Source organism: Chthonobacter albigriseus (genome assembly GCF_013839445.1).
In the GTDB taxonomy this organism is placed as follows: domain Bacteria; phylum Pseudomonadota; class Alphaproteobacteria; order Rhizobiales; family Pleomorphomonadaceae; genus Chthonobacter; species Chthonobacter albigriseus.
In genome coordinates this window covers 1,785,416-1,799,768 of record NZ_JACDIT010000001.1, presented here as the reverse complement: position 1 = coordinate 1,799,768, position 14,353 = coordinate 1,785,416, and the positions used below count along the sequence as shown (strand labels likewise).

At 64.7% G+C, this 14,353-nt stretch carries 12 protein-coding genes and 2 pseudogenes; 6 read left to right on the top strand and 8 right to left on the bottom strand.

Annotated elements, in window-relative coordinates:
* Nucleotides 1-159: 159 nt before the first annotated feature.
* Entirely contained in the window at nucleotides 160-1,683 is a 1,524-nt protein-coding gene (locus HZ321_RS08145; protein ID WP_181701675.1) for an FGGY-family carbohydrate kinase, read from the bottom strand.
* 363 nt (nucleotides 1,684-2,046) lie between these two features.
* Between HZ321_RS08145 and HZ321_RS08140 the strand changes: the two genes are divergently transcribed.
* The 6 genes from HZ321_RS08140 to HZ321_RS08115 all read left to right on the top strand — a co-directional run bounded on the left by HZ321_RS08140 (nucleotide 2,047) and on the right by HZ321_RS08115 (nucleotide 8,547).
* Complete coding sequence (locus tag HZ321_RS08140) at nucleotides 2,047-3,762, top strand: glycerol-3-phosphate dehydrogenase/oxidase (protein ID WP_206682737.1); 1,716 nt, start codon at nucleotides 2,047-2,049, stop codon at nucleotides 3,760-3,762.
* A gap of 3 nt (nucleotides 3,763-3,765) precedes the next feature.
* The gene (locus tag HZ321_RS08135; protein WP_206682736.1) at nucleotides 3,766-4,551 is read left to right on the top strand and encodes a GntR family transcriptional regulator; all 786 of its coding nucleotides are present in this window, start codon (nucleotides 3,766-3,768) and stop codon (nucleotides 4,549-4,551) included.
* A gap of 597 nt (nucleotides 4,552-5,148) precedes the next feature.
* The gene (locus HZ321_RS08130) at nucleotides 5,149-5,613 is read left to right on the top strand and encodes a GNAT family N-acetyltransferase (RefSeq protein ID WP_181701673.1); all 465 of its coding nucleotides are present in this window, start codon (nucleotides 5,149-5,151) and stop codon (nucleotides 5,611-5,613) included.
* Between the two features lie 376 nt (nucleotides 5,614-5,989).
* Entirely contained in the window at nucleotides 5,990-7,543 is a 1,554-nt protein-coding gene (locus HZ321_RS08125) for an alpha/beta fold hydrolase (protein ID WP_181701672.1), read from the top strand.
* A 113-nt stretch (nucleotides 7,544-7,656) separates the two neighbouring features.
* Complete coding sequence (locus HZ321_RS08120; RefSeq protein ID WP_181701671.1) at nucleotides 7,657-8,124, top strand: carboxymuconolactone decarboxylase family protein; 468 nt, start codon at nucleotides 7,657-7,659, stop codon at nucleotides 8,122-8,124.
* A 21-nt stretch (nucleotides 8,125-8,145) separates the two neighbouring features.
* Nucleotides 8,146-8,547: a nuclear transport factor 2 family protein gene (locus tag HZ321_RS08115; protein WP_342343822.1), complete on the top strand. Its 402-nt coding sequence runs from the start codon at nucleotides 8,146-8,148 to the stop codon at nucleotides 8,545-8,547.
* 15 nt (nucleotides 8,548-8,562) lie between these two features.
* Here the strand turns inward: HZ321_RS08115 and HZ321_RS21640 are convergent.
* From HZ321_RS21640 to HZ321_RS08080, 7 genes and pseudogenes are all read right to left on the bottom strand, one after another.
* Nucleotides 8,563-8,754, bottom strand: a pseudogene (locus HZ321_RS21640) (GTP-binding protein); the annotation flags it as partial.
* A 4-nt stretch (nucleotides 8,755-8,758) separates the two neighbouring features.
* Nucleotides 8,759-10,162, bottom strand: coding sequence for a pyridoxal phosphate-dependent decarboxylase family protein (locus HZ321_RS08105; protein ID WP_181701669.1), 1,404 nt, complete (start codon nucleotides 10,160-10,162; stop codon nucleotides 8,759-8,761).
* A 59-nt stretch (nucleotides 10,163-10,221) separates the two neighbouring features.
* Nucleotides 10,222-10,908: a cytochrome c3 family protein gene (locus HZ321_RS08100; RefSeq protein ID WP_181701668.1), complete on the bottom strand. Its 687-nt coding sequence runs from the start codon at nucleotides 10,906-10,908 to the stop codon at nucleotides 10,222-10,224.
* Between the two features lie 3 nt (nucleotides 10,909-10,911).
* Nucleotides 10,912-11,370: a nitrate reductase cytochrome c-type subunit gene (locus tag HZ321_RS08095; protein ID WP_181701667.1), complete on the bottom strand. Its 459-nt coding sequence runs from the start codon at nucleotides 11,368-11,370 to the stop codon at nucleotides 10,912-10,914.
* On the bottom strand, nucleotides 11,370-13,871 hold the full coding sequence (napA, locus tag HZ321_RS08090) for a periplasmic nitrate reductase subunit alpha (protein ID WP_181701666.1): 2,502 nt from the start codon (nucleotides 13,869-13,871) through the stop codon (nucleotides 11,370-11,372). The genes HZ321_RS08095 and napA overlap by 1 nt, the downstream gene beginning before the upstream one ends.
* Nucleotides 13,868-14,131: a chaperone NapD gene (locus HZ321_RS08085; protein WP_181701665.1), complete on the bottom strand. Its 264-nt coding sequence runs from the start codon at nucleotides 14,129-14,131 to the stop codon at nucleotides 13,868-13,870. Before HZ321_RS08085 ends, napA begins: the two co-directional genes overlap by 4 nt.
* Nucleotides 14,124-14,351: pseudogene (locus HZ321_RS08080) on the bottom strand (4Fe-4S dicluster domain-containing protein); the annotation flags it as partial. The pseudogene HZ321_RS08080 and the gene HZ321_RS08085, both read right to left, overlap by 8 nt.
* Nucleotides 14,352-14,353: the final 2 nt, after the last annotated feature.

Here is a 14,353-nt window from a genome sequence, read left to right as displayed (position 1 = left end):
CATCGACACGTTCGCGAGATGGGTCTCCGCTCCGACCTTCTTGGTGACGTCGATCAGTTCCAGCATCGTCTGCTCCTGAATTTCGACAAGGCTTGACCGGTCGCGCACGATGGCGCGGCGAGCGGAACACCGACGGTCAAGGATGAAGGGTGGAACGATTTAGGCGCTCAGCTTGGACTCTGACCTCCAGGCGTCTGCCAGGGCTGAAGAGGCTGCGGAATACCGAGAGAACTTCTCCGAGTGATAGTCGTGGTTAGAAGCGCGCGGCTCGAAGCGGGCTCCAATCCGCGTCATCGACTGGACTGCCTCGGCAAGGCTTGCGTGTGCACCTACGCCCGTTGCGGCCAACATGGCGACACCGAGCGCACCGAGTTCGCCACCGGCGGGAACTTCGACGGGCAGCCCGAGCCCGTCAGCAAAGAGCTGAGCCCAAATCGCACTTCGTGACGCCCCTCCCGCGAGACGGATGACGGTCGGTCGCGCCGCGTCAGGTCCGGACAGCAGGCGTTCGACATCCTGGCGGTGGGCATAGACGATCCCCTCATAGATCGCCCGGAGAACGTCCCCGAGATCGTGTGCGGCTCGCAGGCCTAGGAGGCCAGCGGGGGCCGAGCTCGGTCCGCCAAACAGAAACGGGAAGAACAGGATGTCGTTCGCGCGATCAAGCCCTCGTTCGACCAGTTCGTTGCAGACGTCATAGATTGTCTTCCCTTCGGAAGCGGCCCGCGCTGCCTCTCCGTCAAGGACCTTGCGCAGGAACCACTCCAAATTGCTCGCGGATGTCGCGGCGCCCTCAGTGGCGATGTATCCGCCGAGCGGGTAAGGACTTTGAATGAATGGGAGGGTACTGAGGCGTGGGGCGTCGTGAAGCGTCGAATTGATGCTGAACGTTCCGGCCACGATACTGAGCTGGCTCTGATCAACCACCCCAGAGGCCATGGCCGCCGCGCTTACATCGACGCAGCCGCGAACGACCGGTGTCCCTTCCAGAAGACCGGTAACGGCAGCGGCAGAGGCCGTCACTCCCCCGACGACGCCGTCGGATGGGCCGATGGCCGGCATCTTGTCCAACCACGGGGTGATTCCAACGAGTTCGAAGAAGGAGCGGGACCAGTCGACTTTCTCGACGTCTATCAACCCCGCGATTCCGGCATCGGAAGGGTCCGTTGAATAGTCTCCGGTGAGTCGCCCGCGCAGGAAGTCCTTGCAGAATACAACGGACAAGGATCTGTCCAGCACCGTTGGTTCGAAGCGGTGCAACCAGCCGAGCAGAACACCCGAATGCCCGTTGAAGAGCCGCTGCTGAATTGCTTGGGCCGCCTGGTCGTGAACTCCAGAATGGCGCCATTCATCCACCAGGGAAGCGGCGCGACTGTCCGTTGAGACAATTCCGTTCCGAACGGGGTTTCGATCCGCATCGATCAGGTAGAGCCCGCTCCCGTAACCCGCGACGCTCACGCCGGCTACCCGACCAGGTGCGGCCCCGGAGACTTCGAGGACCTCGCGCACGGCCTCCGCCGCCGCCTTCCACATGCGATCCGGATCACGCTCGGTGAAACCGGGGCCAGGGAACAGCATCTCGTTCGGCCTTCTGGCACAGGCAAGTTCGCGGCCAGCCAGGTCGAAAAGGGCAGCCTTGGTCATCGTGCCACCGGCATCGATGCCGATCACGCAGTCCTTCATGGATGTACCCTCCCGGACCGTGCCGCGGCGACCTGGGTGCTCTTTGTCACCCTTCACTTCCGACCGGAATTCCGGTCGCAGTCACCGCGTGATACGATCCAACTTATAATAACAAGTACACGGTACGCGAAGCCGGGTGCCTGTCAACTCGGGAATTGCAGTCGGCCCTTAAAATGCGCGCTGCAGCGCAACATCGAGAACCATGCTTGCTCTACCCTCGGTTCCGTTAGCACCCAGACTTGTTATAACATGTTGAGGAGGATTATGGTGAGGGAACAGCGGCTGACCCAAAAACGAAAAGAGCAGACCGGGAGGTGATCTATGCGGAGCCGAAGCGAACTTCTCAAGGAACTGCGGAGCGGGATGGCGCCCGAAGTGCTGATCATCGGCGGTGGGATCAACGGTGCGGGCGTGTACATGGATCTCGCAGCCCAGGGTGTGGCCACTCTCCTGGTCGAGCGTGGCGATTTCGCTTCTGGAACAAGTGCCGCGCCTTCAAGGCTCATTCATGGGGGGCTTCGATATCTGGAGACCGGCGAGGTTGCGCTGGTTCGGGAATCCGTGGAAGAGCGTAATCTGCTCTTGCTGAACGCGCCTCACGTCGTGCGGCCCATCCCCTGCTGGGTCCCCTTGAAGAGCTGGTTCGGAGGGACCGCTGGAGCGGTCTTCCGGTTTCTGAGGCTTACCCGGACACCGGGTCGCAAGGGTGCCGTTCCGGTCAAGCTCGGGCTGATGTTCTATGACTTGTTCGGAAACCAGCATCGAACGATGCCCCGCCATCGCCTGCTGGCCAAACGCAGCGCGATAGCCGACGTGCCGGGTCTGTCGCCAAGTATCCGCGCGGTCGCAGAGTATTTCGATGCGCGCATCACTCACCCAGAACGGCTGACCCTCGAAATCATCGCAGACGCTGAAGCCAACTGCCCGGCTTCGATGGCGGCATCGTATCTGGCAGTGATCGGCGCAGACGGCGACTCCGTCCTCCTGGAAGACAGGTTGGCCGGAGAGCGGTTCACGGTTCGGCCCAAGGTCGTCGTAAACACCTCCGGGGCATGGCTCGACCACGTCCAGAAGGCGCTTGGCCAGGATGAGCGCCTGGTTGGCGGCACCAAGGGATCGCATCTGGTGTTGCGGAATGCGGAACTCGCCGGGCAATTGGGCGAGCGCATGCTCTACTTTGAAACCGCTGACCACCGTGCATGTCTCATCTACAGGCTCGGAGACGACCGGCTACTTCTCGGAACGACTGACCTGCGCACCGACGATCCGGACGACATGATTTGCTCCGATGCCGAGATCGACTACCTTTTCGACGTCCTCCTGTCGGTAATGCCTGGAGCAAAGGTCTCGCGGGAGCAGATCATCTTCAGCTTCGCCGGCGTGCGTCCGCTGCCGCGGATGCAGGCTGCGGTCGCTGGCGCAATCAGCCGTGACCACTCGATCAGGGTCTATCAGCCGAATTCGACCCGTCGGTTTCCGATTCTCGCGCTCGTCGGCGGCAAATGGACGACGTACCGGTCGTGCGCCGAGCAGATCGCGAATGAGGTTTTGAAGATACTTGAACTCCCGCGACTCCGGTCGACGAAGCACGTCGCGGTTGGCGGCGGAGCGGGGTTCCCCCAGGACGAGGCAAGCCAGGCTGGCTGGGTGGCCGATGCTGCCCGGACGACCGGGTGCGACGTCGAGCGGATGCGTGAACTTGCCGGCCGCTATGGATCTCGCGCAAGGGCCGTCGCGGCGTTGGAGCGGGACCACACAGCGTCTCCATCGTTTGCGGTGCCGGGCTATTCGGAAGCCGAGTTGCTTTGGTTGGCACGCGAGGAACGAGTAGCCAAGCTTCAGGACATCGTCCTCCGCAGAACTTTAATGGCCTTCGAGGGGATAACCGGCCCTGCGGCACTCGCGCAGATAGCGGTGGTGGTCGGGACGGAATTAGGTTGGACGGCCGAAAGACAACGTGCTGAGGTGGACGAATGCTTGCGCCTACTTCAGGAGCGCCATCGCGTCACCACCACACGCCCACGGGCGGACAATCCGAACCCTTCCGCGGATACCACAAAGACAGCGAGCACTAGCTAGATCATGGCGATGAACAACGGCGAGGATACCAAGTCAGCCGTAACGATGGTTCTGGTGCGGGGATCCCAGGAAGGGTCCGTGCCGCTGTGGTCCCAGCTGAAGTCTGCGCTCGTGGAACTCATCGTAGGTCAGGGCCTGCAGGAACATACCCGGCTCCCTTCGGAAGCTGAACTCTGCAGCCAGTATGGGGTGTCGCGCACCGTCGTCCGGGAGGCACTGAACCAGCTGGTGCACGAGCGGCTGATCTACAAGCTCCAGGGCAAGGGAGCCTTTGTAGCCGGCCGGCGTGACGAGCAGGATTTCGTCGGGACGCGTGTCGGCTTCAGTGGCGAACTCGCAGACAAGCACAAGGTCGGCCGAGAGATATTGCGACAGGAATTGGAGCCGGCAACGGATCGCGTACAGAAGATGCTGCGCGTAGAGCCTGGGACTCCGATCGTGGCGATCGACCGCGTGCTTTCCGTTGACGGCATTCCGCGACTACTGGTGCGCTGGCGAATGCCGGAGGATCTCGTCCCTGGCCTCGATCAAATTCCCCTCTATCACCGGTCTTTGTACGACACCTTGAACCGTCAGTACGGAATCACGTTCGATCGAGCGGATCGCTGGATCGAAGCCGTTTGCGCGGAAGAACAGGATGCAAATCTATTGGACGTCACAACTGCAACTCCGCTGCTCGGCCTTGAATCCGTCGCCTTCTCTGCGCAAGGCCGCCCCATAGAGTACTACACCGCTCTGTACAGAACCGATCGAGCAAGACTTCACATCCAGATCAACGGACTGAGATAAAGCATTTTGTGATGGGGAGCTTAATCGGCGCGAACGGTCGTATCTATTTATTCTGAACACTTGCCCTCTTAGTCGAGGGCTAGGCTTTCTTCCGCGTCTTATCCCAAGCGACGCAAGGGCTTCGGCAGATCCCTAACTGATCGGCGGAGGATGGGATCAGTGGGATTCCGTGGTCACCGACTGGTCACGGTCGCCACGATCCGAAACGGTTCACCCTGGTTCCCTCAATCCACTCGGGCCCAGGATTAGCCGCTCGGCCCAGTCCTTGAACGCTTTGCTCTCTGCTGAACACTGCTGAACTGTCGTATACGGTTGTGACGCGCCGATTTCTTGCTTGCCAAGGTTGGGGTCGTGGGCACGAAGCCCATCGCCCGGTCCAGTTTCCGATGACGGCAAAGCCATGGGAAACAGCGGCTTTGGTCTTTTTCGGGCTATGAACCAGCACCACGATTTCGGATTGCAGCGGGGCGTCGGTCCCACGGCGACTGCGCGAGCGGGGTTGAAGTCGCGGCGTCGTAGGGTCACGAGGGTATTCCGTGCAACGCGTGTCCGGTAACATCCTCCTCTTCGCGCGGATGAACTGGGAGAGTGTCGGTGATGTCAGCGGATGACGATCAGTTCGAGATTCGCGCGCTCGCGGCCTGCGATCAAGCCGCATGGCTGCCGCTCTGGAGCGGCTACCAGGCGTTCTACAAGGTCGAGATCCCTGCCCACGTCTCCGAGACCACCTGGAACAGGATCCTGGACCCGGCCGAGCCGATCTCCGGCGCTCTGGCCTGGCGTGGGGGTCGCGCGGTTGGACTGGTCCACTTCATCCGCCACCGGTCATGCTGGACGACAGGCGACTATTGCTATCTCCAAGACCTGTTCGTCGCCGAGGGGCAGCGCGGGTTCGGCGTGGGAAAACGGCTGATCGGCCACGTCCGCCGGGCCGCCGAAGCCGAGGGCTGTTCGCGTGTCTACTGGCTGACACACGAGACGAACGCCGACGCGATGGCGCTGTACGACAAGGTGGCGGAGAAGTCCGGATTCATCCAATACAGGATCGCGCTGCCAACCTGATCGGCTGCGGTTTGCAAGGAATCGAAAGCCCAGCGCCACCGGAACCTCTGCGGCGCTCCATCGGGCGGAAGCCTGTCTCGCGGGAGATCCCGAACCCCCGGCAGACCTCCGTCTTCGGTTCGTCCTCGCAGGTCGGGGCGACGCAACAAGCCGTTCCTTCCCTGCGGAGCCTTTCTTCCACGGTGTCGACCCTTCCCGTCGAAGCGGAACGTGTTCCCAGCCATCCGACTGCGATCGCCTGGACCGATCGCGTCGGCCTCGATGCCGCTAGGGCACCATGTGCCCAGCCGCCAGGTGGGGCGGCCCGGACTGAGCGGGTGGCCACATCCGCCTCTTCATATTTGTGTTAGAATTGCGCGTTCCGGGGGTCGGAGCCATGCATGTCCGCACGCGATATGCCCGAAGTGGCGACCTGCGTATCGCCTATCAGGTCGTCGGCCACGGGTCGGTCGATCTGGTGTTCGTTCCCGGTTTCATCTCGAACCTGGAGATCAACTGGGAGGATCCGGGCTACGCCCGTTTTCTGGGGCGCCTGTCGGCGTTCTCGCGCCTGATCCACTTCGACAAGCGCGGGACCGGTTTGAGCGACCGGGTCGACCCCGGCAACCTCCCCGATCTGCGTACCCGCATGAAGGACATCCATGCGGTCATGGACGCCGCAGGCTCTGGGCGCGCAGTCCTGCTTGGCGCATCCGAGGGGGCGGCGATGTCCCTGCTCTTCTGCGCCGCCTACCCGGACCGCACCCGTGCCCTGGTTCTGTACGGGGTAAGTGACTCCTCGCATCGGCAGGCGGCCGCTTCCAAAGCGCTCGATCGCTTCATCAACCTGATCGAGGAGACGTGGGGAACCGGCCGGAGCCTTCAGACGCTCGCCCCGGGCCTGGTGCAGGACACCCAGTTCTGTGACTGGTGGGGCCGGTTGGAACGCTTCTCCGCAAGCCCGTCGGCAGCCATCGCTCTCGCCCGGATGAACGCCGATATCGACATAGCCGGCGTGCTACGGGAGATCCGAGCCCCTACGCTCATCCTCCATCGAACGGACGATCCCCACGTGGACCTTGCGGCCGGTCGGGATCTCGCCCGTCGGATCGCCTCCTCCAGCTTCGTCGAGTTGCCCGGAAACACGCATCCCATCTGGACCGGAGACGTCGACCGTGTCGCCGACGTCATCGAGGAGTTCGTCACGGGCATACCGCCATTCCAGGAGCGGCAACGCGTCCTTGCGACGCTTCTTTCGACGCGACTGACCCGCCCGCCCGGCTACCGGTTCTCCGACCGGCGCTGGAGCGAAGCGGCGACAAACCTCCGAGAGCGCCTCGAGGCGGTTGCCCGAAGTTTCGGTGGCACGGTGGTTCGATGGGAAGGCGACCGGGGGCTCGCCCGGTTCGACGGACCCGCCAAGGCGATCCGGTGCGGGCTCGCCGTCGCCGAAGCCTGTCGGGGACGGTTGGAGCGGCTTGCCCAGGGCGTGCACGTGGGAGAGGTGGAGCTCAGCCAGGCGAGCCCGCACGGAACGACTGTCATGATCGCCACCGCGATAGCCGACAGCGCATCGGCCGAGCAGGTTCGTGCCTCGGCAGTGACGGCCGAACTCTGCGCAGGATCAGGGCTCAGGTTCGAGCCGTGCGGCCAGATCCGTTTCGACTTCCTGGACAAGCCGGTCGCGATCGCTTGCGTCGCCACCGTCCAGCACCTGGAAAGTGCCCGTCCCGTTCCGCCGGCGAGCATCGACTTGGGCTGTCTCAGCGAACGAGAGCGTCAGGTTCTGGAACTGCTCGCCGGCGGCTTGTCGAACACCGAGATCGCGGTTCAGCTTCAGATCAGCGACCACACGATCAAACGGCATGTGGCGAACATCTTGGGAAAGCTGGACATGTCGTCGCGAATGGGCGCGGCAGCCGCCTATCTGGCAAGCCGTGGCCGACCGTGATGGCCCGTATGCCCCATGGCCCAATGGCTCTCGCGGGCGACGCGGCCATTTGCGTTCCAGCGCACTCTCCACTGGCTTGCCCGGCCGGGCAGGACTTTGATCGGGAGGTTCAGATGATGATGATCCGTACCATCGCGATACTCGTCGCCAGCTCCGTGGTCACCCTCGCCACTCCAGTTTGCGCTGGAGATGCGGATGCTACCTATTCGGATATGCGAGAGACTCTCGGTTCCGTCCCCACCATGTTTTCGGTGTTTCCCGAAGCCGGTATCGAAGGGGCCTGGAACGAGTTCAAGTCTCTGCAACTCAACCCGAAATCAGCCTTGGACGGCAAGACCAAGGAGCTTCTCGGCCTTGCCGTAGCCGCGCAGATTCCCTGCCACTACTGCATCTACTTCCATACGGCCGCGGCAAAGCTGAACGGCGCCAGCGACGATGAGATCCGGGAAACCGTCGCCATGGCGGCCATCGTGCGGCACTGGAGCACGGTCCTCAACGGCATGCAGGTCGACGAGACGGCATTCCGAAAGGAAACCGACGAACTGCTCGCCCGTGCGGCAAAGGCTGCAGCGGTTCAATGAGCGTGCGGGGGCCGGCAAACCATGCCGGCCCTTCCTCGAGATCACAGTCGGGAGGTTCGGATGCAAACGAGACTGCAAGCCGTCAGCGGGCCGGCTCTCAAATCCGCTATCGAACAGCGAAACGGATCTGCCTTGGCGAGCTTCTACGCGCCGGATGCGATCCTGCGGATCATGGACCGCAACAATCCGCCGAGCAGGCCACGGGAGATCCACGGCCGTGCGGCGATCGCCGCCTTCTGGGATGACATCTGCAGCCGCGCCATGACGCACGCGGTGGACACGACCCTCGCTGACGACGGGCGAATGGCGTTCACGCAAGCCTGCTCCTACCCCGACGGTACGCGTGTCTTCTGCATCTCGGTGATGGAAACGCGAGAAGGACAGATTTCCCAGCAGACGATCGTTCAGACCTGGGACGAGTGACCCTGCGGAGTGCTCGTCGGCCGTGACCAGGTCGGTCTTGTTGAGGATCAGCGTGTCGGCGAAGGCGATCTGCTCCTGCGCCTCGTGGGCGGCGTCCAACTCCTCCAGGAGATGACGGGCGTCGACCACCGTCACGATGGCATCGAGGCGGGTGTTCCTGCGCACGTCGGCGGGTCGGATCACACCCGGGTCGGCCGTCCAGAGCGTGGCATCAATTCCGCACCGCCCGCCAGCAGCGCAGGATCGCATCCGCCGAGGCATCGATATCGGCCTCTCCGGTCGCCCAGTCGATCACCGAAACGCGCATGATCCGCCGACCTTTCCAGAGCGCACCGCCCGCAAAGCAGGTGCCGTCCGCCTGGACAGCAGCGATCACCCTGTCCGTCAAGGTGTCGGCCTCCTCGATGGGAAGCCCTTTACCGAAACGCACGGCGACCTGGTCGAGGACGACTGCGTTGGCGATCTCGATGCCGGGTTCCGCAACCAGGCGCTCCGCCATGCGTGCGGCGAGCCGGCAGTGCCGCTCGACCATCGCGGCGATCCCGCTGCGGCCGAGATGGAGGATCATCGCCCAGGTCGCGAAACCGCGGGCTCGCCGCGACAGCTCCGGAACGAAGTGGCTGGGATCGCGTTCGCCGCCCGCGGCGACGGGCAGGTAGCTTGCGGCCGTGGTCATCGCCCGCTCGTGGGCGATCGCGTCGCGAATGATGGCGTAGCCGCTGTCGTAGGGGGTCTGCAGCCACTTGTGGCCGTCGACTGCCCAGCTGTCGGCGTTCTGGAGCCCTTCGGTCAGGGCTTTCCGCGGGGGACAGGCGCGCGCCCAGAGGCCGAAGGCACCATCCACGTGGATCCACGCCGAAGCGCGACGGGCGACCGGCACGATGGCGTCGAAGGGGTCGAAGGCGCCGGTGTTGATCTGGCCGGCCTGGAGGACGCAGATGACCGGCCCCTCGATGGACGAGGTGGCCGCCGAGAAGGCGTCCGGGCGGATCCGGCCTTCCGCGTCGCTTGCGATGCGCCGCACGCCATCCCGGCCGAAGCCGAGGTACTGGAGCGCGGAATAGACGGTGGCGTGCGCCTCGTCGCCGATCAGAACGGTGACGGGAGGAGCCCCGAACAGCCCTTTCGATTCCACATCCCATCCAACGCGCCGAAGAACCTCGCCGCGCGCAGCGGCCAGGCACACGAAGTTGGCCATCGTCGCGCCGGTCACGAATCCGACCGAGCTTTCGCGTGGGAGGTCGAGCAGGTCGAGCAGCCATTCCGCCGACGCGGCCTCCGCGGCCGCGGCCGATGGCGCGGCTTGGTGGTTGCCGGCATTCTGGCCCCACGCCCCGGCGAGCCAGTCCGCGGCGACTCCGACGGGGTGCGATCCGCCGATCACCCAGCCGAAGAAACGCGGGCCGGCGTGGGCGTGCAGTCCGGGCGCCGCCGCTTCCCCCAGCGCCCTTATCACCGCGGAGCCTCCTTCGCCCGCCTCGGGCAGGGGGCGGCGGAAACGGGAAAGGACGTCCGCATAGGAGAGTTCCGGCCGCTGCGGCCGATCCGGGAGGCGTCGACGGTAGTCGATCCCCGATGCCGCCGCGATCTCAAGCGCTCTGGTCAGGTCGTCCATCGCCAGCTCCTGTGCGCAAATCCTCCGACAATTGACCTTCTACCTGCCGGCTCTCAGGCTCAAGGCCGGATGTCGGCAAGATAGCGCTCCAGGCTATTCATCGATGCCTGCGGTAGCTCCTTGCCCTCAAGTTCCGGCGCGACCTTCCAGCCGGGGTCGACGCCGTCCATGTTCGGCAGTTCGTGGGCGATGCCCTTGTGGCAGTCGATGCAGGTCGCCTCGCCGGGGACGAGATAGCGGCCGTGGATCTCCGCGGCGCGCGCGGTCTGCCGCGTGAAATCCATGGCGACCGCGGAATGGCAGTTGCGGCATTCCAGGCTGTCGTTGGCCTTGAGGCGGGCCCACTCGTGTTCGGCGAGTTCCCGGCGCATGTCGAGGAACTTCCGGCGGGTGTCTATCGAGCCGAAGATGTGTCCCCACACCTCCTTGGAGGCCTGCATCTTGCGGGCGATCTTGTCCGTCCAATCGTGCGGGACGTGGCAGTCGGGGCAGGTCGCCCGGACGCCGGAGCGGTTGGAGAAGTGCACGGTGCGGGTCAGCTCCTCGTAGACGTTCGCCTTCATCTCGTGGCAGCCGGTGCAGAAGGCCTCCGTGTTGGTGATCTCCAGCGCGGTGTTGAACGCGCCCCAGAAGAGGACGCCGCCGACGAAGCCGCCGAGCGTCAGGAAGCCGAGGCCGAAGTGCACACTCGGCCTCGCCATGATGGTCCAGGCCCAGGAGAGGACCGCCTTGAGACGCAGCCACATGGCTCATTCGCTCCCGGCGGGCCTGGCGCCCAGCTCGCTCATGTCGCGGAAGGTGTTCGGCACCAGCGGCGCGACGTCGGCCTGGGGGACGTGGCAGGCGGTGCAGTTGTAGCGGCGCGGCGAGACGTCCGCGAGCATCTGACCTTCGCGGTTCATGTAGTGGGTGACGCTGATCATCGGCGCGCCGGAGCCTTGGGTGAACTCGCGCTTGTGGCAGGAAAGGCACCGGTTGGTGTTGACGGACAGCTGGTAGCCCTCGATCGAATGCGGGATCACCGGCGGCTGTTCCGGGTAGGCTCGCATCTGGCGGATGTCGTCGGTCACCCACTTTGGCACGGGCGGGGCAGGTACCTCGGCCATGGGCGGCGTCTGTCCGGTCAGGCGGGGCGCGTCCTGAGAGAGCGCCGGGACCGCAAGCACGATCGCAGCGGAGACGAGCGAGAGGAGGAGCGGATGGCGCATCAGACGGCCTCGACCTTGACGGCACACTTCTTGAAGTCCGTCTGCTTGGAGATCGGGTCGGTGGCGTCCAGCGTCACCTTGTTGATCAACTGGCTGGCGTCGAACCAGGGCACGAAGACAACGCCCGCCGGCATGCGGTTGCGCCCGCGCGTCTCGATGCGGCTGCGGATCTCGCCGCGCCGGGAGATCACGCGCACCTCGGCGCCCTGGTTGAGCCCGCGCCGGCGCGCATCGTCGGCGTTCATGAAGACGCAGGCGCCGGGAAAGGCCCGATAGAGCTCCGGCACCCGCATGGTCATGGACCCGGAGTGCCAATGCTCCAGCACGCGGCCGGTGACCAGCCAGAGGTCGAACTCGTCGTCGGGGCTTTCGGCGGGGGGCTCGTAGGGAACGGCGAGGATCACCGCCCTGCCGTCCTGGCGACCGTAGAACTTCACCCCTTCGCCCGGCTTGACATAGGGATCGTGGCCTTCCCGGTAGCGCCACAGCGTTTCCTTGCCGTCGACGACCGGCCAGCGGAGGCCGCGCACCTCGTGGTAGAGGTCGTAGTCCGCCAGATCGTGCCCGTGGCCGCGGCCGAAGGTGGCGTATTCCTCGAAAAGGCCCTTCTGGACGTAGAAGCCGAAATCCTTCGATTCCTGGTTCCCGTAGTCCGGGTCGAGTTCGCTCAATGGGAACCGGTCCACGTTGCCGTTCTTGAACAGCACTTCGAACAGCGTCCGGCCGCGATAGTCCGGAGCGCCCTCCAGGATCTCCGCCGGCCAGACCTCGTCTGTGGTGAAGCGCTTGGAGAATTCCATCAGCTGCCAGAGGTCGGACCGCGCGTCTCCCTTGGCTTCGACCAGCTGGCGCCAGACGTGGGTGCGACGCTCGGCATTGCCGTAGGCACCCTCCTTCTCCACCCACATGGCCGCAGGCAGGATCAGGTCCGCGGCGAGTGCCGTCACGGTCGGGTAGGCGTCGGAGACGACGATGAAGTTGTCCGGGTTCCGGTAGCCCGGCCAGGTCTCCTGGTCGTTGTTGGGTGCGGCCTGGAGGTTGTTGTTGACCTGGATCCAGTACCAGTTGAGCTTGCCGTCTTTCAGCATCCGATCCTGCTGGACGGCGTGGTAGCCGGGCTTGTCGGGCAACAGGCCGTGCGGCAGCTTCCAGATCTCCTCGGCATGGGCCCGGTGCTCCGGATTGGTCACCACCATGTCGGCCGGCAGTCGGTGGGCGAAGGTGCCCACCTCACGCGCGGTGCCGCAGGCCGAAGGCTGGCCGGTCAGCGAGAAGGGGCTGTTACCCGGCTCGGAGATCTTCCCCGTGAGAAGATGCAGGTTGTAGAGCATCTGGTTGGCCCAGACGCCGCGGACGTGCTGGTTGAACCCCATGGTCCAGAGGCTCATCACCTTGCGGGTCGGATCTGCGTAGAGCTCGGCGAGTTCCTCCAGGAACCCCGGTTCGACGCCGGAAAGCTCCGACACCTTTTCCAGCGTGTACTCGGCGACGAGGGCCTTGAAGGCCTCGAAGTCGGCCGGCTCCATCTTGCCGGGATCGGCGGCGCCGGTCGCCTTCGCCTCCAGTTCGTGCTCGGGCCGGAGCCCGTAGCCGATGTCCACGGCGCCCTTCATGAAGACCGTGTGATTGGCGACGAAATCCTCGTTCAATCGCCCAGTCTGGATGATGTGGTTGGCGATGTAGTTGAGGATGGCGAGGTCGGTGCCGGGCTTGAAGATGACCGGGATGTCGGCGAGGTCCATGCTCCGGTGCGTAAAGGTCGAGAGCACTGCGACCTTCACGTGCTCGTGGCCGAGGCGGCGGTCGGCGACGCGTGTCCAGAGGATCGGATGCATCTCCGCCATGTTCGAGCCCCAGAGCACGAAGGCGTCGGCATGCTCGAAGTCGTCATAGCAGCCCATCGGCTCGTCCATGCCGAAGGTGCGCATGAAGGCGACGGCGGCCGAGGCCATGCAATGGCGGGCGTTGGGGTCGAGGTTGTTGGAGCGGAAACCGGCCCGCATCAGCTTGGTCGCGGCGTAGCCCTCGAAGATGGTCCACTGGCCCGAGCCGAACATGCCGAGTGCGGTCGGGCCCTTGGCCTTCAGCGTCTCTTTGGCCTTTGCGGCCATCAGGTCGAAAGCCTCGTCCCAGGTGACCGGCTCGAACGCGCCCTCCTTGTCGAAGACGCCGTTGCGCTTGCGCATCAAGGGCGTGGTCAGGCGGTCCTCGCCGTACATGATCTTGGAGAGGAAGTAGCCCTTCACGCAGTTGAGGCCGCGATTGACCTCCGCCTGCATGTCGCCGTGGGTCGCGACGACCTGGCCTTCCTTGACTCCGACCATCACGCCGCAGCCGGTGCCGCAGAAGCGGCAGGGGGCCTTGGACCACGTGATGTCGAGGGTGCCGACCCCGCCGGGCACCGGCTGCGCCTCGGCCGGCAGCGCGATGCCGGCGGCGGCAGCTGCGATGCCGGCGGCGTGAGCCTTCAGCATGTCGCGCCGTGTGATGTCCATGGTCATCCCGGGACCTCCCCGTCCTCGTCGACGTGTTCGAAAACCAGGTTCGCGCTGATGACGCCGTCCATCAGCGCGATACGGGCCAGCCGTCCGCCGACCTCGCCGCGGCTGGCACCCTCCAGGATGACGACGAGCTTGGTCGTCGACGCCGCCCGAATCTCCGTGAGCGGCAGTTCGCCGAGGGCCGAGGCGACCGCTACATCCCAGCCCGGCTTGACGGTGACCACGGCGCTGGAAACGATGTCGATGCGCGGCTCATGCATTTTCTTGCTCCGGGGCGAGGTCAAGTGCGATGGAACCGGTGGGGCACATCGCCAGGCACGCGCCGCAGCCTGTGCACGCCGCTGCGCTCACCTCCGGCAGAAACGGCCCGCCGCGCCGGGGGCGAAAGCGGATGGCATCGGCCGGGCACGCATCTCGGCAAAGCTGACAGTCGACCCCGCGCTGGGGCAGGCAGCCCTGGCCGATCGACGCGATCCGGGGCC

What these genes read in the sequence shown, in the direction of transcription:
- HZ321_RS08145 (WP_181701675.1), bottom strand. Translation starts at nt 1,683, where the DNA reads ATGAAGGACTGCGTGATCGGCATCGATGCCGGTGGCACGATGACCAAG.
- HZ321_RS08140 (WP_206682737.1), top strand. Translation starts at nt 2,047, where the DNA reads ATGGCGCCCGAAGTGCTGATCATCGGCGGTGGGATCAACGGTGCGGGC.
- HZ321_RS08135 (WP_206682736.1), top strand. Translation starts at nt 3,766, where the DNA reads ATGGCGATGAACAACGGCGAGGATACCAAGTCAGCCGTAACGATGGTT.
- HZ321_RS08130 (WP_181701673.1), top strand. Translation starts at nt 5,149, where the DNA reads ATGTCAGCGGATGACGATCAGTTCGAGATTCGCGCGCTCGCGGCCTGC.
- HZ321_RS08125 (WP_181701672.1), top strand. Translation starts at nt 5,990, where the DNA reads ATGCATGTCCGCACGCGATATGCCCGAAGTGGCGACCTGCGTATCGCC.
- HZ321_RS08120 (WP_181701671.1), top strand. Translation starts at nt 7,657, where the DNA reads ATGATGATGATCCGTACCATCGCGATACTCGTCGCCAGCTCCGTGGTC.
- HZ321_RS08115 (WP_342343822.1), top strand. Translation starts at nt 8,146, where the DNA reads ATGCCGGCCCTTCCTCGAGATCACAGTCGGGAGGTTCGGATGCAAACG.
- HZ321_RS08105 (WP_181701669.1), bottom strand. Translation starts at nt 10,162, where the DNA reads ATGGACGACCTGACCAGAGCGCTTGAGATCGCGGCGGCATCGGGGATC.
- HZ321_RS08100 (WP_181701668.1), bottom strand. Translation starts at nt 10,908, where the DNA reads ATGTGGCTGCGTCTCAAGGCGGTCCTCTCCTGGGCCTGGACCATCATG.
- HZ321_RS08095 (WP_181701667.1), bottom strand. Translation starts at nt 11,370, where the DNA reads ATGCGCCATCCGCTCCTCCTCTCGCTCGTCTCCGCTGCGATCGTGCTT.
- napA (WP_181701666.1), bottom strand. Translation starts at nt 13,871, where the DNA reads ATGACCATGGACATCACACGGCGCGACATGCTGAAGGCTCACGCCGCC.
- HZ321_RS08085 (WP_181701665.1), bottom strand. Translation starts at nt 14,131, where the DNA reads ATGCATGAGCCGCGCATCGACATCGTTTCCAGCGCCGTGGTCACCGTC.